At 64.5% G+C, this 21,432-nt stretch carries 22 protein-coding genes and 1 pseudogene; 22 read left to right on the top strand and 1 reads right to left on the bottom strand.

Annotated features, from left to right (window positions below; genetic code table 11):
* Window positions 1–77: 77 nt before the first annotated feature.
* The 17 genes and pseudogenes from LC343_RS25425 to trmB all read left to right on the top strand — a co-directional run.
* Window positions 78–185, top strand: a pseudogene (locus tag LC343_RS25425) (RNA polymerase factor sigma-54); the annotation flags it as partial.
* Window positions 186–313: 128 nt separating this feature from the next.
* Window positions 314–895, top strand: coding sequence for a ribosome hibernation-promoting factor, HPF/YfiA family (gene hpf, locus LC343_RS21100; protein WP_223479167.1), 582 nt, complete (start codon window positions 314–316; stop codon window positions 893–895).
* A gap of 67 nt (window positions 896–962) precedes the next feature.
* Complete coding sequence (ptsN, locus tag LC343_RS21095; RefSeq protein ID WP_223479160.1) at window positions 963–1,427, top strand: PTS IIA-like nitrogen regulatory protein PtsN; 465 nt, start codon at window positions 963–965, stop codon at window positions 1,425–1,427.
* A 105-nt stretch (window positions 1,428–1,532) separates the two neighbouring features.
* The gene (locus tag LC343_RS21090) at window positions 1,533–2,291 is read left to right on the top strand and encodes an SDR family NAD(P)-dependent oxidoreductase (RefSeq protein ID WP_223479159.1); all 759 of its coding nucleotides are present in this window, start codon (window positions 1,533–1,535) and stop codon (window positions 2,289–2,291) included.
* 34 nt (window positions 2,292–2,325) lie between these two features.
* Window positions 2,326–3,201, top strand: coding sequence for an SMP-30/gluconolactonase/LRE family protein (locus LC343_RS21085; protein WP_223479158.1), 876 nt, complete (start codon window positions 2,326–2,328; stop codon window positions 3,199–3,201).
* Window positions 3,202–3,258: 57 nt separating this feature from the next.
* The gene (gene tsaB / locus LC343_RS21080) at window positions 3,259–3,939 is read left to right on the top strand and encodes a tRNA (adenosine(37)-N6)-threonylcarbamoyltransferase complex dimerization subunit type 1 TsaB (protein ID WP_223479157.1); all 681 of its coding nucleotides are present in this window, start codon (window positions 3,259–3,261) and stop codon (window positions 3,937–3,939) included.
* Entirely contained in the window at window positions 3,936–4,433 is a 498-nt protein-coding gene (gene rimI / locus LC343_RS21075) for a ribosomal protein S18-alanine N-acetyltransferase (protein ID WP_223479156.1), read from the top strand. Before tsaB ends, rimI begins: the two co-directional genes overlap by 4 nt.
* A 31-nt stretch (window positions 4,434–4,464) precedes the next feature.
* A complete protein-coding gene (locus tag LC343_RS21070; protein ID WP_223479155.1) occupies window positions 4,465–4,905 on the top strand; it encodes a Fur family transcriptional regulator in 441 nt (146 codons plus the stop codon).
* A complete protein-coding gene (gene olsA, locus LC343_RS21065) occupies window positions 4,902–5,729 on the top strand; it encodes a lyso-ornithine lipid O-acyltransferase (RefSeq protein WP_223479154.1) in 828 nt (275 codons plus the stop codon). The genes LC343_RS21070 and olsA overlap by 4 nt, the downstream gene beginning before the upstream one ends.
* A gap of 9 nt (window positions 5,730–5,738) precedes the next feature.
* On the top strand, window positions 5,739–7,148 hold the full coding sequence (gene miaB, locus LC343_RS21060; RefSeq protein ID WP_223479153.1) for a tRNA (N6-isopentenyl adenosine(37)-C2)-methylthiotransferase MiaB: 1,410 nt from the start codon (window positions 5,739–5,741) through the stop codon (window positions 7,146–7,148).
* Window positions 7,145–8,158 carry a PhoH family protein gene (locus LC343_RS21055; protein WP_223479152.1) on the top strand — a complete coding sequence of 338 codons (1,014 nt, stop codon included), beginning with the start codon at window positions 7,145–7,147 and terminating at the stop codon, window positions 8,156–8,158. The genes miaB and LC343_RS21055 overlap by 4 nt, the downstream gene beginning before the upstream one ends.
* Window positions 8,155–8,634, top strand: coding sequence for an rRNA maturation RNase YbeY (gene ybeY, locus LC343_RS21050; RefSeq protein ID WP_223479166.1), 480 nt, complete (start codon window positions 8,155–8,157; stop codon window positions 8,632–8,634). The genes LC343_RS21055 and ybeY overlap by 4 nt, the downstream gene beginning before the upstream one ends.
* 17 nt (window positions 8,635–8,651) lie before the next feature.
* A complete protein-coding gene (locus tag LC343_RS21045; protein WP_223479151.1) occupies window positions 8,652–9,800 on the top strand; it encodes a hemolysin family protein in 1,149 nt (382 codons plus the stop codon).
* A 65-nt stretch (window positions 9,801–9,865) separates the two neighbouring features.
* On the top strand, window positions 9,866–11,467 hold the full coding sequence (gene lnt, locus LC343_RS21040) for an apolipoprotein N-acyltransferase (protein WP_223479150.1): 1,602 nt from the start codon (window positions 9,866–9,868) through the stop codon (window positions 11,465–11,467).
* Between the two features lie 134 nt (window positions 11,468–11,601).
* Window positions 11,602–12,021, top strand: a complete 420-nt coding sequence (locus LC343_RS21035; protein ID WP_223479149.1) for a helix-turn-helix domain-containing protein — start codon at window positions 11,602–11,604, stop codon at window positions 12,019–12,021.
* A gap of 148 nt (window positions 12,022–12,169) precedes the next feature.
* Entirely contained in the window at window positions 12,170–13,441 is a 1,272-nt protein-coding gene (metK, locus tag LC343_RS21030; protein WP_223479148.1) for a methionine adenosyltransferase, read from the top strand.
* Window positions 13,438–14,139, top strand: a complete 702-nt coding sequence (gene trmB / locus LC343_RS21025) for a tRNA (guanine(46)-N(7))-methyltransferase TrmB (RefSeq protein WP_223479147.1) — start codon at window positions 13,438–13,440, stop codon at window positions 14,137–14,139. Before metK ends, trmB begins: the two co-directional genes overlap by 4 nt.
* A 3-nt stretch (window positions 14,140–14,142) precedes the next feature.
* Here trmB and LC343_RS21020 read toward each other — a convergent pair whose 3' ends face one another.
* Window positions 14,143–14,961, bottom strand: a complete 819-nt coding sequence (locus tag LC343_RS21020; protein WP_223479146.1) for a polysaccharide deacetylase family protein — start codon at window positions 14,959–14,961, stop codon at window positions 14,143–14,145.
* Between the two features lie 215 nt (window positions 14,962–15,176).
* Here LC343_RS21020 and rimP point away from each other — a divergent pair, with 215 nt between their 5' ends.
* The 5 genes from rimP (at window position 15,177) to LC343_RS20995 (ending at window position 21,397) form a co-directional block, all read left to right on the top strand.
* Entirely contained in the window at window positions 15,177–15,806 is a 630-nt protein-coding gene (rimP, locus tag LC343_RS21015; RefSeq protein ID WP_223479145.1) for a ribosome maturation factor RimP, read from the top strand.
* Window positions 15,807–15,825: 19 nt separating this feature from the next.
* The gene (gene nusA, locus LC343_RS21010) at window positions 15,826–17,469 is read left to right on the top strand and encodes a transcription termination factor NusA (RefSeq protein WP_223479144.1); all 1,644 of its coding nucleotides are present in this window, start codon (window positions 15,826–15,828) and stop codon (window positions 17,467–17,469) included.
* A gap of 66 nt (window positions 17,470–17,535) precedes the next feature.
* Window positions 17,536–18,183: an RNA-binding protein gene (locus tag LC343_RS21005; protein ID WP_223479165.1), complete on the top strand. Its 648-nt coding sequence runs from the start codon at window positions 17,536–17,538 to the stop codon at window positions 18,181–18,183.
* Complete coding sequence (gene infB / locus LC343_RS21000) at window positions 18,180–20,753, top strand: translation initiation factor IF-2 (protein WP_223479143.1); 2,574 nt, start codon at window positions 18,180–18,182, stop codon at window positions 20,751–20,753. The genes LC343_RS21005 and infB overlap by 4 nt, the downstream gene beginning before the upstream one ends.
* Before the next feature lie 71 nt (window positions 20,754–20,824).
* Window positions 20,825–21,397, top strand: a complete 573-nt coding sequence (locus LC343_RS20995) for a hypothetical protein (RefSeq protein WP_223479142.1) — start codon at window positions 20,825–20,827, stop codon at window positions 21,395–21,397.
* The last annotated feature ends 35 nt before the right edge of the window (window positions 21,398–21,432 follow it).

Raw genomic sequence — 21,432 nt, 5'->3', positions numbered from 1 at the left:
GTTATGCCGCCGAGATGACGGCCTGATTGCGAGAAATCACCACTCTTGCAATCAACGTCAAGTAACTTGGCAATGCCGTCGACATAGCGCGACGAACTGTCGCGAAATACCGCGAAGGCATGAATATCGCCTCATCCGTGCAGCGGCGTCGCGAAAAGCGGGCGCTTGCCGTCGCGAATGGCTGATGGCGGAGGAACCGCGCGACCGGCGCGGCATCATTTTTCCCTTTACCAGCCTTCACAGCCTTGCATCTTTCGCCCAATCTGTGGTTTGGGCGACCCCCGCCCCAAAATATAAACACAAGGAGTGGCAAATGGGTCTGCGCGTTTCGGGAAAGCACATGGATATCGGCGACGCGTTTCGCGAGCGTATCGAAGATCGCATCGACGAGGCGCTCTCCAAATATTTCGACCGCGGCGCAAACGGTCACGTGACTGTGGAAAAGTCGGGCACGCGGTTCACCACCGACTGCATGCTGCATCTGGATTCCGGCGTCGTCCTCCAGGCCACCGGTGAGGCTCAGGAACCGCAGGCCAGCTTCGACGCGGCCGCCGAGCGCATCGAAAAGCGCCTGCGCCGCTACAAGCGCCGCCTGAAGAACCACCACACCGAGGAAGCGGCCCAGCGCAACGAGGAATACGCCTATCGCGTCCTCGAAGCATTGCCCGAGACCGAAGAGGAGACCGTTCCGGACGACTACGCGCCGGTCGTTGTCGCCGAGACCTCGATGCAACTGTCAACTTTGACTGTGTCTTCTGCGGTATTGCAACTGGACCTGCAGGACAACCCGGTATATGTGTTCCGCAATGCAGGCAGCGGCGATGTCAATCTCGTTTACCGCCGTGCCGACGGAAACATTGGCTGGATAGACCCGGGCTCGATCAAGCAATCATAGTCGCATTTGTTCGAAACGCGCCGCCTTGGCGCGTGACAGGTCTCGGATTGTCCGCAAGGATTGATGAATGAACCTTGGTGATATTGTCTCGCAGGAAGCGATAGTCCCGGATTTGCGGGTGAGCTCCAAGAAACAGCTTCTCCAGGCGATTGCGGAAAAGGCGTCGGAAGTGACCGGCCTTTCCGCGCGCGCCGTCTTTGACACAATTCTGCAACGCGAGCGCCTGGGATCGACCGGTGTCGGCAAGGGGATCGCCATTCCGCATGGCAAGTTCCCCGATTTCGACCGGATCGCAGGCGTGTTCGCGCGGCTGCATTCGCCGATCGAATTCGAAGCGCTCGACGATCAGCCTGTGGATATCGTCTTCCTCCTGTTGGCGCCGGAAAGTGCCGGCGCCGACCATCTCAAGGCATTGTCGCGGATCGCCCGCGTGCTGCGCGATCCCGTGCGGATCGGCAAATTGCGCGCGACGTCGGATGCCGAGGCGCTCTACGCCTTCCTCACCGAGGAACGGGCCTCCAACGCGGCCTGATCCGGCACGCGGTTTCGCTCGCCGATCCATCTGTGATAACTGCATTTTCGGGCTCCCGTTCGCTGCCGTGGACGGGCCGTGACCAGTTATTGAAGGGAGGAAGCGATGCCGGTCTACGAGGAACTTGAGGGGGCATCGGTCCTGATAACCGGTGGCGGGTCGGGCATCGGCGCGGCGCTGACGGAGGGGTTCGCCCGTCAGGGCGCGAAGGTCGCCTTCATCGACATCGCGGACAAGGAGTCCAGGGCATTGGTCGGGCGGCTCGACGGGGATGTGGCGCACACGCCGCTCTTCCTGAAAGCCGATCTGCGCGACATCGCCGCCTTGCGCGCCGCTGTTGACAATGCGGTCGCGGCGCACGGGCCCGTCACCGTCCTCGTCAACAACGCCGCGCTCGACGACCGCCACGAAATCGAGGATGTCGACGAGGCCTATTGGGAGAACAATCTCGCGGTCAATCTGCGGCCGCACTTCTTCACGATCCAGGCCGTGGTGCCGGGCATGCGGGAAGCGGGCGGCGGTGCCATCGTCAATTTCACATCGACTTCCTACATGCTCAATATCGGCAACATGCCGGCCTACACGACCGCCAAGGCGGGCATCGTCGGGTTGACCAAGGGCATGGCGGGCAAGCTCGGCCCGGACAATATCCGGGTCAACGCGATTGCCCCCGGCTGGGTGATGACGGAGCGCCAGAAAGAGCTCTGGGTCACCGAGGAAGGCCTTGCGGAGATGATTGGACGGCAATGCATCCCGGAACCGATCCAGCCCGAGCACATGGTCGGCCCGTGCCTGTTCCTCGCATCCAATGCCGCGAGCATGGTGACCGCACAGGTCCTGGTCGCCGATGGAGGCATCCAGTGACCGCGACCCGGGCCGAAGCCGGAGGTCCCGCACGATGAACGACGTCACCATCCTGTCCGAAACGCCCTGCCGCCTCGGCGAGGGGCCGGCCTACGATCCCGCCCGCGAGACCCTGTTCTGGTTCGACATCACCGAATGCAGGCGTTACGCGCTGCATCTGCCGAGTGGGGAGCAAAACGTGCTCGATCTGCCGGAAATGGCGAGCGCGATGGCCGTGATCGACGCCGGGCGCGACCTCATCCTGACGAAAACCGGCCTGTATGTCCTCGACAACGCCACCGGTGCGCTGACGCCGCATGTGCCCGTCGAGGCCGACAATCCCGTTACCCGGTCCAACGACGCGCGGCTGCATCCGTCGGGCGCATTCTGGTTTGGCACGATGGGCAAGAAGGCCGAGGACGGCGCGGGCGCGATCTATCGCTATTTCCGCGGCACCGTCGAAAAGCTCTACGACCGGGTCACCATCCCAAACGCGATCTGCTTTTCACCCGATGGCACGGCTGCCTTTTTCACCGATACGCAGATCAACAGGCTCATGAGGGTCGCGGTCGATCCCGCGACCGGAGCGCTGGCGGGAGAACCGGAAATCATTCACGATCATTCTGATGGAAAGGGCGGGCTCGACGGGGCCGCCACGGACGCCGACGGCCGGATCTGGAACGCGCGCTACGGCGCCGGCGCGCTCGACTGCTACGCCCCGGATGGAAGCCGCCTCCTGACGATCGACATGCCGGCGGTTCAGGTCACCTGCCCGGCTTTTGTAGGAGATGGTCTGATCGCGGTGACCTCGGCCTGGCAGACACTCGACGCCGCCGCCCGCGCCGCCGATCCGCATGCCGGCAAGACCTTCCTCGTCAGGACGGATGTTCGTCCCAAATTCGAACCGGCCGTCGCATTCGCCGAACTGTGATGACCGAGCGGCAACGTGCGGCTTGCGGTCCGTGCCTGGCTTGAATAACCAGTCCGGATGCTGACGCTCGCCATCGATACCGCTGCCAATTTCTGCTCCGCCTGTGTCTTCGACACGGCAGCGGACCGCGTTCTGGCGAAAGAGGAACGCGATATCGGCCGCGGCCATGCGGAGCAGCTGATGGAAGTCGTCGAAGGCGTGATCCGGTCCGCCGGCATCGATTACGCCGATCTCGGCCGCGTCGGCGTCGCGGTCGGTCCGGGTTCCTTCACCGGCATTCGCGTCGGTGTCGCTGCCGCACGCGGTTTCGGCCTTGCGCTCGGATGCCCCGTTTCGGGTGTCACGACGCTGGAAGCGATTGCCGCTGACGCTCAGGCACAGGCAAACGGCCCGGTTACCGTTGCGGTGCGCGGCGGGCGCGGCCAGATCTTCATGCAGTCCTTCGATGCGGCAGGCATGCCGGTGGGCGAGCCGGCAGCGGTGGCCGAGGAGGATGCCCCGGCCGTGCTCCCTGCCTCCGTGTCGCTCCTCGCCGGAAACGCCGCCGTCGCGCTCGCGGGGGACCGGACGTTGCTCCTTGCGGACCGCGCCACCGGATCGGTCGAAACCGTCGCCCGGCTGGCGGTCGCGTCGAATCGCAGGCCCGTTCCGCTCTATCTGCGCGGTGCCGACGCCAAGACACAGGCCGGCTTTGCCCTGCCGCGCGCCGAGGCGACAGACGGGAGCGCGGCGTCATGAGATGGCCGTTCCTCGGCCGCCTCTGGCCGATCGACGTCGTCGTCGATCCCCTCGACATATCGCATACCCGCCACATGGCCGACCTGCATGCGGTCTCCTTCTCGCGGCCTTGGACCGATGGCGAATTCCATGACATGCTCGGCCAGCCGACCGTCTTCGGATTCGTCGCGCGCGAACTGACCTGGGGCAAATCGAAGGTTCTCGGTTTCGTGCTGGCGCGCGGCGCGGCTGGCGAAGCCGAAATCCTCACCATAACGGTCGCGCCCGACTGGCAGGGCCACGGCCTCGGTCGCAAGCTGATGGATGCGGTGCTGCGCAAGGCGCATGGCGAGCGCATCGAGTCGGTGTTTCTCGAGGTCGACGAGACCAATGCGCCGGCCATCGCCCTCTACCGCAAGCTCGGATTTTTCCAGGTCGGCGGTCGTCCGGACTACTACCGCGACAAGGCCGGGCGCCGGACCGCCGCGCTTGTCATGCGCCGCGATCTTCGTTAGCTACCGCGCATCGCGAAACCGGGTGGGTCCCATGGCCGAGGAAGACGGGAAGACGCTGGAGGAACTGTGTGTCGAGCGCGGCATGCGCATGACCGGCCAGCGCCGCGTCATCGCCGGCGTCCTGCAGGACGCCTATGACCACCCCGACGTCGAGGAACTCTATCGCCGCGCGGTCGCCATTGACGGCAATATCTCGATCTCCACCGTCTATCGAACCGTCAAGCTGTTCGAGGATCTCGGCATCATCGAAAAGCACGAGTTCCGCGATGGCCGGGCGCGCTACGAGCCGATCCCCGACGAACACCACGATCACCTGATCGACGTGAAGTCGGGCGATGTGATCGAGTTCCGCAATGCCCGCATCGAGGCGTTACAGGAGGAGATCGCCCGCGAACTGGGATATCGCATCGTCGATCACCGGCTGGAACTCTATGCCGTGCCGCTCGACGAAAAGGAGAAGGACGGGGGGTGATCCGGCGCATTCGTCTGGCCCTCGTCATCGGTATCCTTGTGCCGATGACGGCTGTCCTCCTTCCGATCCAGATTGCCGCCATTCGTGCCGGCCATCCGCTTCGCCGCCGGCTGCCGCATGTCTGGCACCGTGTCGCCACGCGGATGCTCGGATTGCGGGTCAATGTGATCGGCAGGCCAGCCATCCATGAAAACGCAGGCGTCCTGATCGCGTCCAATCACGTTTCCTGGCTCGATATCGTCGCGCTGGGCGCGGCCGCGCCGGTCTCCTACGTTGCCAAGCACGAGGTCGGCGGCTGGCCGGGCGTGTCGATCCTGGCGAAGCTGCAGGAGACGCTGTTCATCGAACGCGAGCGGCGCGGCAAGGTGGGTGAACAGGCCGGTCAGATCCGCGAGCGGCTGGCCCGCGGCGACGCCATCGTGTTGTTTGCGGAAGGAACGACCTCGGACGGCAATTTCCTGCTGCCCTTCAAATCTGCGCTTTTCGGTGCGGTGGGCGTCGGCCCGGGCAGCGAAGTCGCCCATGAGTCCGTCCGCGTGCAGCCGGTCGCCATCGTCTACACCCATCTGCACGGCGTGCCGATGGGCCGTTTCGATCGCCCCGTCGCCGCATGGCCGGGCGATGTCGAACTGGGGCCCCACGTGGCCGGCGTGCTCGAGGCAGGTGCCATCGATGTGGTCGTCTGTTTCGGCGAGCCGATTGCGGTTGGCGACATGGCCAATCGAAAGGCGCTCGCCGCAGCCTGTGAAAACGCCGTCCGCGAGATGGCGTCAGGCGTTCTTCGCGGTCGCGAACCGCTTCTCACGGGCGACGAAAAGCGCTAAGGAGCGCCCATGAACGAATTCGTCAAGATAGAGGATCGCGAGGCCGTGCCGGCTTCGGCGAATGCGCGCAAGGTTTTCGTCAAGACCTATGGCTGCCAGATGAATGTCTATGACAGCCAGCGCATGGCCGATGCGCTGGGCGCGGACGGTTATGTCGAAACCGCCTCTCCGGACGATGCGGACATGGTGCTGCTCAACACCTGCCACATCCGCGAAAAAGCCGCCGAGAAGGTCTATTCGGAGCTCGGCCGCCTCCGGAAACTGCGCGACATGCGCCGCGCCGATGGCCGCGAGATGCTGATCGGCGTCGCCGGCTGCGTCGCCCAGGCGGAAGGCGAGGAAATCATTCGCCGCGCGCCCGTGGTCGATTTCGTCATCGGCCCGCAGACCTACCACCGCCTGCCGCAGGTGGTTTCGCGCGCCCGTGGCGGCGACAAGGTCGTCGAGACGGACTACGCCATCGAGGACAAGTTCGAGAAACTGCCCGAGCGCGACGAAAAGCAGGTGCGTGCGCGCGGCGTCACCGCCTTCCTCACCGTGCAGGAGGGCTGCGACAAGTTCTGCACCTTCTGTGTCGTGCCCTATACGCGCGGCGCCGAGGTCTCGCGTCCCGTCTCGCAGATCGTTGCCGAAGCGCGTCGCCTGGCCGAAGCGGGCGTGCGCGAAGTCACGCTTCTCGGCCAGAACGTCAACGCCTGGCACGGCGAGGGACCGGACGGCGGCGAATGGGGTCTTGGACGGCTCCTGCGCGAACTGGCCGAAATCGACGGGCTCGACCGCCTTCGCTACACGACCAGCCACCCGCGCGACATGGATGACGACCTGATCGAGGCCCATCGCGATCTGGGGGCGCTGATGCCCTATTTGCATCTCCCGGTGCAGTCCGGCTCCGACCGCATCCTCAAGGCGATGAACCGCAAGCACACGGCCGACGACTATCGCCGTCTTGTCGATCGCATTCGCGCGGCACGGCCCGACATCGCCCTGTCTGGCGATTTCATCGTCGGCTTTCCCGGCGAGACGGATGCCGATTTCGAGGACACGATGCGCCTTATCCGCGACGTCGGCTATGCCCAGACCTTCTCGTTCAAATACTCGCCGCGTCCCGGCACGCCGGGCGCCGATATGGGCGATCAGGTTGCCGAGGACGTCAAGTCGGCGCGGCTTCTGTCGCTTCAGGCGCTGCTCGACCAACAGCAGGCCGCCTTCATGAACGGGCTATGCGGCAGGACCCTTCCCGTGCTCCTGGAAAAGCCCGGTCGCGAGCCAGGACAGCTCGTCGGACGGTCTCCCTGGCTTCAGCCTGTTGTTTGTGATGAAAATGTCGGAAAAATCGGCGACATTGTTGATGTGCGAATCAGCAAGGTCTCCGCGAACAGCCTGATCGCGGACAACAGGGAAGTGGAACAGACGGCTTGAACGCAGAAGCCAAGGTGAATCCCGCAACCGGCGCCTCCGATCTGGCGCATATCGTTCTGAGCTTCGACAACAATGACCATGCCCGCGCGCTCTACGGGCAGTTCGACGAGAACCTCGCGCTGATCGAGCAGCGCCTCGGTGTCGATGTTCGCTCCAAGGGCAACCAGGTCACGATCCGCGGCGAACCGACCGCGACCGAGCAGGCGCGCCGCGCGCTCGACTATCTCTACGACCGGCTGGCGGCGGGCGGCGACGAGCCCGACACCTCCGATGTCGACGGCGCGTTGCGCATGGCCGTGGCCGCCGACGATCAGCTCTCGCTGCCGACGATCAGCCAGCCGGCGAAGCTTGCCGTGGCGCAGATTTCGACACGAAAGAAGACGGTCTTCGCCCGCACGCCGAACCAGGATGCCTATATCCGCGCGCTCGACCGTGCCGAACTCGTCTTCGGCGTCGGCCCGGCGGGCACGGGCAAGACCTTCCTCGCCGTGGCGCATGCAGCCATGCTGCTGGAACGCGGCGTCGTCGAGCGGATCATCCTGTCGCGTCCCGCCGTCGAGGCGGGCGAGCGGCTCGGCTTCCTGCCCGGCGACATGAAGGAAAAGGTCGATCCCTATCTGCGCCCGCTCTACGACGCGCTGTACGACATGATCCCCGCCGACAAGGTGGAGCGCGCGCTCGCCGCCGGCGTTATCGAGATCGCGCCGCTCGCCTTCATGCGCGGTCGCACGCTGACCAACGCGGCCGTTATCCTCGACGAGGCCCAGAACACGACATCCATGCAGATGAAGATGTTCCTGACCCGTCTCGGCGAGAACTCGGTGATGATGGTGACGGGCGATCCCTCGCAGGTCGACCTTCCGCTCGGCGCGAAGTCGGGCCTTGTCGAGGCGCTGCAGATCCTGCACGACGTGCCGGGTATCGTCACCGTGCGCTTCAACGAGAAGGACGTGGTGCGCCATCCGCTGGTCGGCCGCATCGTCGCCGCATACGATCGCAATCCGGACTGACGCATTTGACCATAAGCATCGATGTCGGGGTGGAAGCCGGCGACTGGGCCGGCGAGGACGAACTGGCCGCGCTATCGCGCCGGGCGGTAGACGCCGCTGTTTCCCGTCTCGGCCTCGGCGACGCCGGGAGCGAATTGTCCATCGTCTTCACCGACAACGAGGCCATGCGCGCGCTCAATGCGCAATGGCGCGGCAAGGACAAGCCGACCAACGTGCTCTCCTTCCCGGCATTCCCGCTGTCACCGGGCGATCCGCCCGGTCCGATGCTCGGCGATATCGTCATCGCCTTCGAAACCGTGAAGTCGGAAGCGGAGCTTGAAGGCAAGCCTTTCGATGACCATCTGCGTCATCTTGTTGTTCATGGTTTTTTGCATGTTTTAGGCTATGACCACGAAAACGACACGGATGCCGAAGAGATGGAAGCCGCGGAGCGCGCGATTCTTGCTGACATGGGCATTGCCGATCCCTATTCTTGAGACAAATGAACTATTCGATGCCGATGACCAGTAACGAGAGCGACGCCGCCAGACCGGAAGATCCGGGCGACGGCGACCCCCGAAGTCCCGACACGGGGTCCGGCAAGTCACGCGGCCAGCCGGGTTTCCTTCAACGCCTGTTATTCCTTTTCAGGCCGCATTCGGCCGCGACGATTCGCGAAAACCTGCAGGACGCGCTGGAAGGCAACGGTGTCTGGGATCAGACGATCACGCCGGGCGAGCGCGCGATGCTGCACAACATCCTCCGCCTGCGCGAGGTGCGCGTCGAGGACGTGATGATCCCGCGCGCCGAGATCGACGCGGTCGACCAGAAGACCACGCTCGGCGAATTGCTGAAGCTGTTCGAGGAATCCGGCCACAGCCGCATGCCGGTCTATGACGAGACGCTCGACGATCCGCGCGGCATGGTCCACATCCGCGACGTCGTCGCGTCGATCACCCGCGTCGCCGGCGAAAAGCCGCGCGGCCGGCGCAAGAACGGAACCGCGACGGTCGGCCACAATTCGATATCGCAACTCGATCTCGGCAGGGTCGAACTCGACAAGACGATCGAGGAACTGAAGCTGCCGCGCGAGGTGCTCTTCGTGCCGCCGTCCATGCTTGCCGCCGACCTGATGGCGCGCATGCAGACGCAGCGTATCCAGATGGCGCTTGTCATCGACGAATATGGCGGCACCGACGGTCTCGTCTCGCTGGAGGACATCGTCGAGATGGTCGTCGGCGATATCGAGGACGAGCACGACGACGAGGAAGTTCTGTTCACCGAGGACGCCAACGGCACCATCGTCGCCGATGCGCGTGTCTATCTGGAAGATCTATCCGATGCGCTGGGCAAGGACTTTCTCGAAGCCGCGCGAACCGAGGACGACGATGTCGATACGATCGGCGGCCTGATCTTCTCCCTTCTCGGGCGCATTCCGGTGCGCGGCGAGGTCATCGCGTCCTTCGCCGGTTACGAGTTCCAGGTCCTCGAAGCCGATCCGCGCCGCATCAAGCGCGTGCGCATCCTGCGCGCCAAGCGCCGCGCGACGCGCCGCGATCCGCAGGGACGGGAGCTTCCGGTGCCCCAGCAGGACGCCGTGCCCGAGGCCGAACCCGTCGCCACTGCCGAAACGGCGCTAAAGTCGGCGGAAAATGCGGGGTGACATCGCTTCGGCGATGCTTGGCTGATAAGTCTCCAAACTGAGATGATTCGCCTTCGGACCCGCTGATGGAGCGTCTGGCCAACCGCATAGTGCTGATGACCGGCTGGAAACGCGCGCTGCTTGCGTTCGGTGCCGGCGCGGCGGCTGTTCTCGGCCAGGCGCCGTTGCACGCCTTCGTCGTCTGTTTCCTGTCATTCCCTATCCTCGTCTGGATGATCGACGGCGCCATCGCGCGGCCCTCGCGGTCCTGGATCGCCATGGCGTGGCCCGCATTCGCGACCGGTTGGCTGTTCGGCTTCGGCTATTTCGTCGCCGGGCTCTGGTGGGTCGGCAATGCGCTCTTTGTCGATGCCGAGGAGTTCATCTGGCTCTGGCCTTTCGCGGTAACCCTGATCCCCGCGCTTCTCGCCGTATTCTATGGTCTGGCCGCCGTCCTCGCCCGCATTCTGTGGTCGGACGGTCTCGGCCGGATCGCCGCGCTTGCCTTCGGTTTCGGTGTCACCGAGTGGCTGCGCAGCTTCGTCCTGACCGGCTTTCCGTGGAATGCCGTCGGCTATGCCGCCATGCCCGTGCCGATCCTGATGCAGCCGGCCGCCGTCTTCGGCGTCTTCGGCATGAACGCGCTTGCCGTTTTCGCCTTTTCTCTGCCGGCGGCGATGGCGCAGGGCGCGCGCCGCGCGGCCCTGGCCGCCGCAATGCTGGTTGTCCTGGTCGCCGCCGACGCCGGCTACGGATACTGGTGGCTGGCCGATGCAAAGGAACCGGAAGCCGGCGCGCCGCTGGTGCGCATCGTCCAGCCGGCGATCGACCAGTCGGAGAAGTGGGACAGGGCCAAGCGCAACGAGATCTTCGACATGCTGATCGCGCTGACCGAAAAGCCGGGACCGTCGGGCGACGCGCCCGATATCGTGATCTGGCCGGAAACCTCCGTTCCCTTCCTCCTGACGGAAGCGCCGCAGGCCGTTGCGGCGATCGCGGCGGCGCTCGCGCCGGGTCAGGTCCTGCTCGCCGGAGCCGCCCGCCTCGGCGAGGTCGACCGGGCCGACGGCATGCCGACCTACTACAATTCCATTCTCGCGCTCGACAGCGACGGCGTGATCTTCGACGCCGCCGACAAGAAGCACCTCGTGCCCTTCGGCGAATACCTGCCGCTGCGGCCGTTGCTCGAACGCATTGGCCTGAAGGCGATCGCCGCCGCAGCCGATCGCGGCTATTCGCCGGCGGAGCGGCGGCGTGCGCTGTCGCTACCCGGCGGCGTCGTTGTCCTGCCCTCGGTCTGCTACGAAGCCATCTTCCCCTATGAAGCGGAAGCCGAAGGCGAACCGGCGACAGTGATGGTCAACGTGACCAATGACGCGTGGTACGGCGACACGCCGGGACCCTATCAGCACGCCCATCAGGCGCGCATTCGCGCCGTCGAGAACGGTCTGCCCATGCTTCGCGCGGCTAATAACGGCGTCTCGGCGATCTACGATGCCCTTGGGCGGCAGTCCGCCGCACTGGGCTATGGCCCGCAAGGCGCCGTCGAGGCGCGGCTGCCGCAGGCACTGGCCCCGACCTGGTATGCGCGGCAGGGCCTTTTCACGTTCTGGGGCCTGATCGCGGCGCTGGCATTGGCCGCCTTCATCGGCCGGTATGTGGAACTCCGGCACACCTTCAGGCATTAATCATGTTGATTAACGCGCTTTGAATCGCGTGAAATTGGCTGTTATGCTACGCTACGTGATGTCGGCTCCGCTGCCGTCACTCTGGTCCTTGGAAATAAAAATGATAAACAGCCGCTGGTCGGCAAGGGCAATTAATGACCGCGAACAAAAAGCAACCCAATCCGATCGACATTCACGTTGGCGGACGTATCCGCTTGCGGCGTACGATGATGGGAATGAGCCAAGAGAAGCTCGGCGAGCAATTGGGAATCACCTTTCAGCAGGTGCAGAAATACGAAAAGGGAACCAACCGCGTCGGCGCCAGCCGGCTGCAGAACATCGCCGCCATTCTTGGCGTCCCGGTTTCCTTCTTCTTCGAGGATGCGCCTGGCGACAGCGTGACGTCTGAAGTCGGCGGCATGAATGAGAGCTCGTCGTCCTATGTCGTGAATTTCCTGTCGAGTGCCGAGGGACTGCAGCTCAACCGGGCGTTCGTCCGCATTTCGGACCCCAAGGTGCGCCGCCGTATCATCGATCTCGTCAAGGCGCTTGCGGCGGAATTCGACGACGCTTGAATGGTGCGGTCAATGGATATGCACTTATCCTTATATCTTTAAGCGAATCCCGCTTTTTGCTTGACCGAAATTCGTCACTTGCCTAACGAGGGCGGACTTTGCGCCGCCGTTCGGTCTTGGCGCGTTTGACAAAGCGGGGACCTTATCCATGGCGCGTCAGGACTATCTTTTCACCAGCGAATCCGTCTCCGAGGGGCATCCCGACAAGGTGTGCGACCGGATTTCCGACGAGATCGTCGATCTGGTTTATCGCGAGGCGCGCAAGCATGGCGAAGAGGAAAAGTGGCGCGTGCGCGTGGCTTGCGAAACCCTGGCGACCACCAACCGCGTTGTGATCGCCGGCGAGGTCCGTGTGCCTGAGACCATGCTCAAGAAGGACAAGGCCGGCAATTTCGTCACCGACGCAACCGGCCATCCGATGGTCAATCCGTCGAAATTCCGGTCCGCCGCCCGTCGCGCGATCCGTTCCATCGGATACGAACAGGACGGTTTCCACTGGAAGACCTGCCGCATCGACGTGCTGCTGCACGGCCAGTCGGCGGATATCGCCCAGGGCGTGGACAACGCCTCCGACAAGCAGGGCGAGGAAGGCGCGGGCGATCAGGGCATCATGTTCGGCTATGCCTGCAACGAGACCCCGGATCTGATGCCGGCGCCGATCTTCTACGCCCACAAGATCCTCGAATTGCTCGCCGAAGCCCGCCACGCGGGCGAGGGCGATGCCGCGATGCTCGGCCCCGATGCCAAGTCGCAGGTCACCGTGCGCTACAAGGACGGCAAGGCCGCCGAGGTGGTCTCCATCGTGCTGTCCACGCAGCACATGGACGACAGCTGGGACAACAAGAAGGTCCGCTCCGTCGTCGAACCCTATATCCGCGAGGCACTTGGCGAACTGCCGATCGCCGATGATTGTGTCTGGTACATCAACCCGACCGGCAAGTTCGTCATCGGCGGCCCGGATGGCGATGCCGGCCTGACCGGCCGCAAGATCATCGTCGACACCTATGGCGGCGCCGCGCCGCATGGCGGTGGCGCCTTCTCCGGCAAGGACACCACCAAGGTGGACCGCTCCGCCGCCTATGCCGCGCGCTATCTCGCCAAGAACGTCGTCGCCGCCAAGCTCGCCGACAAGTGCAACATCCAGCTGTCCTACGCCATCGGCGTCGCGCAGCCGCTGTCGGTCTATGTCGATACCTACGGCACCGGCAAGGTTGACGATGCAGCGATCGAGACGGCCCTGCGCGAGGTCATGGACCTCTCGCCGACCGGCATCCGCAAGCATCTCGACCTCAACAAGCCGATCTACGCCAGGACGGCAGCCTACGGCCATTTCGGCCGCAAGCCCGGCCGTGACGGATCCTTCTCCTGGGAGAGGACCAACCTGGTCAAGCCGCTGAAGGCCGCGCTCGGCGTGAAATGACCGAAGAGAAGCGACGCTCCCGGGCAACCGAGGCGTTTTTCGGTCGCCGCCGCGGCAAAACGCTGAAGCCGCGCCAGGCGGAACAACTCGGCCGCCTTCTGCCGGCGTGGAAGATCGACCTGACGGAACCCGCCCCTGCGGGGCTGGCCGACCTGTTCGACCACGCGCCGCAGCTTGTCCTCCTCGAAATCGGTTTTGGCGGCGGAGAGCATCTGCTGCATCGGGCGCTCGAAAGCCCGGAAACGGGCTTCATCGGTGTCGAGCCCTTCGTGAATTCCATGGCGAAATTCGTCGCGTCTGCGGGCGATGCGGGCGTGACCAATGTCCGCCTTTACGACGATGACGCGACGCAGCTGCTCGACTGGCTGCCCGATGCGTGCCTGGACGGGATCGACCTGCTCTATCCCGATCCGTGGCCGAAGATGCGGCACTGGAAGCGGCGCTTCGTCAACGAGGTCAATCTCGATCGCTTCGCGCGCGTCCTGAAGCCCGGCGCGCGCTTCCGCTTCGCCTCCGACATCGACACCTATGTCAACTGGACGCTCCGGCACATATACGCCCATCCGGACTTCGACTGGCCGGCCCGCAACGCATCCGACTGGCGCACGCCCTATGAAGGCTGGCCCGGCACGCGCTACGAGGCCAAGGCGCTTCGCGAGGGGCGGACGCCGGCCTATCTCACATTTCGGCGCAAATAGCGGTCACTTGGCCGAGGCCAACTGCAAGGGTCCGCGTCGCGGCACGATATGGACGACCGAGTATCCGTTCCGCTTCAGCTCCGCGAGGAAGCCCGGCAGCATCGCAGCCGTGCGCGCTTGCAGGTCATGGAACAGGATGATGCCGCCGCCCTTGCGCCGAAGCGACGCCATGGTGCGCGCCGAAACCTGTTGCGGCCCTGATTTGAAATAATCTTTGGAATCGATGTCCACATCGAGAACCACGACGCCGCGCGACGCCATGTAGGAGCGAAGCCGGCTGGTATCGGCGAGGTAGGGGAACCGGAAGAACCTGACCGGCCCACCACCGGCCGCCCGGATCGCATCCTCGCCGCGCTTGATCTCGGCCACCGCGCGATCGAAGCTCATATGCGCAAGGTTCGGATGGCCCCATGTATGGCTGCCGATCGAATGCCCCCGGCCTGCCACCTTGCGAACGGTCCCGGGATGGTTCTTCGCCATCTGGCCAACCATCAGGAAGGTCGCCTTCACGCCAAACTGGTCGAGCGTCTTGAGAATGGAATCAGTGCGCCCCGGCACCGGCCCGTCGTCGAAAGTCAGGATCACTTCACGCGGCTTCAGACGGATGTCGTAGACATTCGAAACGGAAATGGTGCGCCCGGCGAGCCGCCCCTTGCGCGGTAGCACTTCATCGAAAGGCGCCCGTCCGGGCCGGACGAAGGCGGAGGCCACTTCGGTGCCGCCAGCTTCGGAAGATTTGCGGAATTTGTCCGGGGCCTGGGTGCTGGCGCAACCGGCGATGAGGAGGGCGCCGAGCAGCGGCGGCAGAAGACGCTGGAACATGGGACTCGCACGGTCTGTTTCGCCCGTTTGTTTTCGCCGATTATGGTTAATGGACCCTTTCGGCCCGTCGCCGGCTTGCCGTGCTCACGAAAGATCGCGCCCCTTGCGCTTTGTCCGCCCGGGGCGTATATGGAAGTCAAATTCTTGGTCTTTTGAACAAGGGTGGGCCCGCAAGGACCCGCTCTTTTTGTTTTAGCGGTGAGGAACGCACCAAATTGAGCGACGCATATCTGGCGCCGATCGAAAATGACGAACAGCGCATCGTCCGCGAGACGGGCGTGGATGCGCGCGTCGCGTCGATCGTCGAGCCCGTGCTCAATTCGGCCGGTTACCGGCTGGTCCGCGTCCGCCTGTCCGGAATGAACGGACTGACGCTCCAGATCATGGCCGAGCGTGCCGACGGCACAATGACCGTCGAGGATTGCGAGAACGTATCGCGCATGATCTCGCCTCTGCTCGACGTCGAGGATCCGATCGACCGGGCCTACCACCTCGAAGTGTCATCGCCCGGCATCGACCGGCCGCTTGTGCGCATGTCCGATTTCGCGCGGTGGAGCGGCCATATGGCGAAGATCGACACGTCGGTGATTGTCGCGGGGCGCAAGCGCTTTCGCGGCACGATCATCGGGCTTTCGCAGGACAGCGTCACGGTGGAATCCGACAAGGCGAGCTTCGGCGATTCGATGGTCGCGGAAATCCCGCTCGACACGATCGCCGATGCACGGCTGATCCTGACCGATGAATTGATCCGCGCCGCGCTGAAGGCCGACAAGGCTGCCCGCCAGGCGCGTGGACTGGAACTGGAAGACGAGGACTCCGTATCCGAAGACGATACGGACAACTGAAGGCCCACAGGAGACCGCAATGGCTGTCAGTGCAAACAGGTTGGAACTTCTTCAGATCGCCGATGCCGTGGCGCGCGAGAAGCTCATCGACAAGGACATCGTGATCGGCGCCATGGCCGATGCCATTCAGAAGGCCGCGAAGTCCCGCTACGGGCAGGAAACCAATATCCGCGCCGATATCAACACCAAGACCGGCGAGATCAAGCTGCAGCGGCTTCTGGAGGTCTCCGAGACCGTCGAGGACTCCGCGACGCAGATTTCCATCGAGCAGGCCCGCGACCGCAACCCGGACGCCCAGCCCGGTGATTTCATCGCCGAACAGCTGCCGCCGCTCGATTTCGGCCGTATCGCCGCACAGTCCGCGAAGCAGGTCATCGTGCAGAAGGTCCGCGAGGCCGAGCGCGACAACCAGTATGACGAGTTCAAGGACCGTGTTGGCGAGATCGTCAACGGATCGGTCAAGCGCGTCGAATACGGCAACGTGATCGTCGATCTCGGCCGCGCCGAGGCGATCATCCGCCGGGACGAACTGATCCCGCGCGAGACCTACCGCTATGGCGACCGCGTGCGCGCCTATGTCTATGACGTGCGCCGCGAGCAGCGCGGCCCGCAGATCTTCCTGTCGCGCACCCATCCGCAGTTCATGGCGAAGCTGTTCCAGATGGAAGTGCCGGAAATCTACGACGGCATCATCGAGATCAAGTCTGTCGCCCGCGACCCCGGTTCGCGCGCCAAGATCGCCGTCGTCTCGCGCGATTCGGCCATCGACCCGGTCGGCGCCTGCGTCGGCATGCGCGGCTCCAGGGTTCAGGCGGTCGTCGCCGAGTTGCAGGGCGAGAAGATCGACATCATTCCCTGGCAGCCCGATGCGGCGTCCTTCATCGTCAACGCGCTGCAGCCGGCCGAAGTCGCCAAGGTCGTCCTCGACGAGGATGCCGAGCGCATCGAGGTCGTCGTGCCGGACGAGCAGCTGTCGCTGGCCATCGGCCGCCGCGGCCAGAATGTCCGTCTTGCCTCGCAATTGACCGGTTGGGATATCGACATCCTGACCGAGGAAGAGGAATCGGCGCGCCGTCAGAAGGAATTCGTCGAGCGCTCGAACCTGTTCATGGAATCGCTCGATGTCGACGAGATGGTCGGCCAGGTGCTGGCTTCGGAAGGCTTCACCTCGATCGAGGAAGTCGCCTATGTCGATGCCGAGGAAGTCTCCTCCATCGAGGGCTTCGACGAGGAAACCGCCGCCGAGATCCAGACCCGTGCGCGCGAGCACCTCGACCGCATCGAGGCGGAAAACGACGAGAAGCGCAAGAGTCTGGGCGTCGCCGACGAAATTCGCGAAGTTCCCGGCATCACCACCGCGATGATGGTCGCGCTCGGCGAGGAAGGCATCAAGTCGATGGAAGACTTCGCCGGTTGCGCCTCCGACGACCTCGTCGGCTGGCGCGAGCGCAAGGATGGCGAGACGACGTTCCACGACGGCGTCCTGACGCCGTTCGGCGTCAGCCGCGTTGATGCCGAGGAAATGGTCGTCGCCGCGCGTCTCGCCGTCGGCTGGATCACCGAGGAGGACCTGCGCGCCCCCGAGGAGGAAGTCGAGGGCGAAGGCGAAGAGGAAGCCGTGGAAGAAGCACCGGTCTCGACCGGCGTGATCTTCGACGCCTGAGACGAACGATGCGCGCGCGGACGGAGATAACGGCACTTGGGCGGGATCGCAGGCAAGAAGGACGACATGAACGACCGCACCTGCATCGTGACCGGGAAGGCCGGGTCCGTGGACGACATGATCCGCTTCGTGGCGGGTCCCGACGGGACGGTCGTCCCTGACCTGAAGCGCAATCTGCCGGGTCGTGGCTGTTGGGTCACGGCCAGGCGGGACCTCGTCGACAAGGCCGTTGCGAAGAAACTGTTTCGCCGCGGTCTGAAACAGGAAGTGTCCGCCGATCTTGAACTCGGCGCCCTCGTCGATCATCTGATAGCTAGGCGCGCGCTCGGCCAACTGGGTCTGACACGCAAGGCCGGCGGTGCCGTCACGGGACACGCTCAGGTCGAAAAGGCAGTGCGAAGCGGCATGGCGATCGCCGTTCTGCACGATCCGTCCGCGGCTGCGGACGGCGTGCGCAAGATTGACCAGGCCCGGACATTCGTCCGCCGTATGGAAGGGCCTGATATACCCGCGTTCAAATCCTTTGCCGAGGGCGAATTGGATTTGGCATTGGGCGCGGGAAATGTGATACATGCTGCGATACTTGACGGACAGCCGGGACGTGCCGCACTGCGGCACCTTGTGTTTCTCGACCATTTCCGGCATTCCAGCGCAGAAAATGACAGATCAGGCGGTTCGAGCGAAAAGACCGCAAAGGACATGACTACGGAATGAGTGATACGACAGACGACAAGAAGACAGGCGCGGACGGCAAACGCACGCTGACGCTGAAACGCTCCGGCGGTGACAAGAGCACCGTCCGGCAGAATTTCAGCCACGGCCGCACGAAGTCGGTTGTCGTCGAAACGCGCAAGCGCAAGTTTACGCGGCCCGACGAAAAGCCGGCCGGCTCCGTTGCGTCCGGCGTGAAGCCACGCGCAGCCGCACCGGCTCCGGCGCCCGAGGCGCCGAAGCCCGCCGCCCCGCGTCCCGCGCCGGCGGCCGACGATCGCAGCGGCGTTGTGCTGAACCAGCTCTCCGATAACGAGATGGAAGCACGCAAGCGCGCGCTGGAAGAAGCCAAGGCCCGCGAGGTCGAGGATCGTCAGCGTGCGGCCGAAGAGGCCAAGCGTCGCGCCGAGGAAGATGAGCGCCGTGCGCAGGAGCGTGCCGAATCCGAACGCCGCCAGCGCGAGGAAGAAGAGCGTCTTGCCGCCGAGAAGGCCGCGCGCGAACGCGCCGAGGTCGAGGCCGCCAAGCGTGCGCCGGAACCCGAAGAGGAAAAGCCCGCGGCGGCCGCCAAGAGCGGACGCCGTGCAGCGGGCGACGCGGACGACGGACGCGGTGGTCCGCGCCGGTCCAGCCGCGCCGTCGAAGCGCCGCCGAAGCCGGCGCCGCGCCGCGAGGATGAACGCCGTCGCGGCAAGCTGACCCTGTCGAATGTCGGCGCCGACGCCGAAGGGCGCTCGCGCTCGCTGTCGGCCATGCGTCGCCGCCAGGAGAAGTTCAAGCGCTCCATGGCGTCGAACGAGCCGCGCGAGAAGATTTCCCGCGAGGTGCAGCTGCCCGAGACCATCACCATTCAGGAACTTGCCCAGCGCATGGCGGAACGCGCCGTCGATGTGGTCAAGTATCTGATGAAGGAAGGTCAGATGATGAAGCCCGGCGATCTGATCGACGCCGATCTGGCCGAACTCATCGCCGGCGAATTCGGACATACGGTCCGGCGCGTCACCGAGGCCGATGTCGAGGAAGGCATCTTCGACGTCGAGGACAACCCCGACGACATGCGGCCGCGTCCGCCGGTCGTGACCATCATGGGTCACGTCGACCACGGCAAGACCTCGCTGCTCGATGCGATCCGCAACGCCAATGTGGTGTCCGGCGAAGCCGGCGGCATCACCCAGCATATCGGCGCCTATCAGGTCGAGAAGGACGGTCAGAAGATCACCTTCCTCGACACGCCGGGCCACGCCGCCTTCACGGCGATGCGCGCGCGCGGTGCCCAGGCCACCGATATCGCTATCCTCGTGGTCGCGGCGGACGACAGCGTCATGCCGCAGACGATCGAATCGATCAATCACATCAAGGCGGCCGGCGTGCCGATGATCGTGGCGATCAACAAGATCGACAAGCCGGACTCCGATGCGCAGAAAGTGCGCACCGAACTGCTCCAGCACGAGGTCTTCGTGGAATCCATGGGTGGTGAAATCCAGGATGTCGAAGTCTCGGCGCTCAAGGGCACCAATCTCGACGGCTTGCTCGAGGCGATCCTGCTGCAGTCGGAACTCCTCGAACTCAAGGCCAATCCGAACCGCACGGCCGAAGGCGTGGTCATCGAGGCCAAGCTGGACAAGGGCCGCGGTTCGGTTGCGACCGTGCTCGTTCAGGCCGGTACGCTCAGGACCGGCGACATCGTCGTCGCCGGCGACGAGTCGGGCCGCGTCCGCGCGATCATCAACGATCGCGGCGAGCAGTTGAAGGAAGCCGAGCCGTCGCTTCCGGTCGAGATCCTCGGTCTCAGCGGAACGCCGCAGGCCGGTGACCGTGTCGCCGTGGTCGATTCGGAAGCACGTGCCCGCGAAATCTCCGAGTACCGCCAGCGCGTGTCGCGCGAAAAGGCGGTCGCCCGCCAGGCCGGCTCGCGCGGTTCGCTCGAGCAGATGATGGCCCAGGCCCGCGACAACGAACTGGCCGAGTTCCCGCTTGTCATCAAGGGCGATGTGCAGGGTTCCGTGGAGGCGATCCTCGGTGCGCTCGATAAGCTCGGCACCGACGAGGTCCAGGCCCGCATCGTCCATTCGGGCGCCGGCGGCATCACCGAGACCGACGTCTCGCTTGCCGAATCCACCGGCGCCGCGATCATGGCGTTCAACGTGCGTGCCAACAAGCAGGCCCGCGAAGCCGCAGAAGCCAACGGCGTCGAGATCCGCTACTACAACATCATCTACAACCTGCTGGATGATGTGAAGGCGGCCATGTCCGGCCTGCTTTCGCCGGAACGTCGCGAGACCTTCCTCGGCAATGCCGAGATCCTGGAGGTGTTCAACATCACCAAGGTCGGCAAGGTTGCCGGTTGCCAGGTCACCGAAGGCAAGGTCGAGCGTGGAGCCGGCGTGCGCCTCGTGCGCGACAACGTCGTGATCCACGAGGGCAAGCTGAAGACGCTCAAGCGCTTCAAGGACGAAGTTGCGGAAGTGCCGGTTGGTCAGGAATGTGGCATGGCGTTCGAGAACTACGACGACATCCGTGCCGGCGACGTGATCGAGTGCTTCCGCGTCGAGGAAATCGCCCGGACGCTCTGACGCCGGGCGCGACGTGAAATCCGAGTCGGGCCGGTAGCGATACCGGCCCGCCGCTTTTTGGGGGCAAAGGCGTGGAGCAGGATGATCCCGACAGCGGCCAGCCGATCCGCACCTTTGCTTACCGCCTGACGCCGCAAGACGCTTACGCATGGGTCTCGATCCCACGCGCCTATTCGGGCACCGGAAAATTTCTTTCCATCCTTTGGCTGATGCTGGCCGGTGTCGCGATGGGACTGCTTCCGGAAAGCATCGTCGGTGCGGATCGCTCCCTGCGATGGTGGGCGATTGGAGGAGGACTTCTCCTCTTCCAGTTCGCGGTCCTCGTCCTGGTCTTCAATCTGCGCCTGCGGCGGCGTGCCCGCCGGCTGGTGCCGGCGCCATGCGATGTTGAACTGGAGGAATGGGGCGATCATCTCTGCGAGAAGCGCGACGGCCGCACAACCGAGGTGCCGCTCGAAACGATCGCGTCGGTGACGCGCACCGAGCGTCACGTCTTCATCGATGCGCCGGACGATATCCTGATCATCCCCGCGCGCGCCTTCGAGGACACCGGCGAGATGGTTGCCTTCGCCGAGGGTTGGGAGGAGGCCGCCCGCGACCCCGAGACGTTCCTTTACGGCGCAAAGGGTGGCGAAAACCGATAACCGGCGTTATGACGCGCCAAACGCTCTCCGGTCCG

It is taken from the genome of Oricola indica (assembly GCF_019966595.1).
Classification (GTDB): domain Bacteria; phylum Pseudomonadota; class Alphaproteobacteria; order Rhizobiales; family Rhizobiaceae; genus Oricola; species Oricola indica.
Note: the sequence above shows the minus strand (reverse complement) of the source record. Positions and strands in the feature narration are given on the sequence as shown.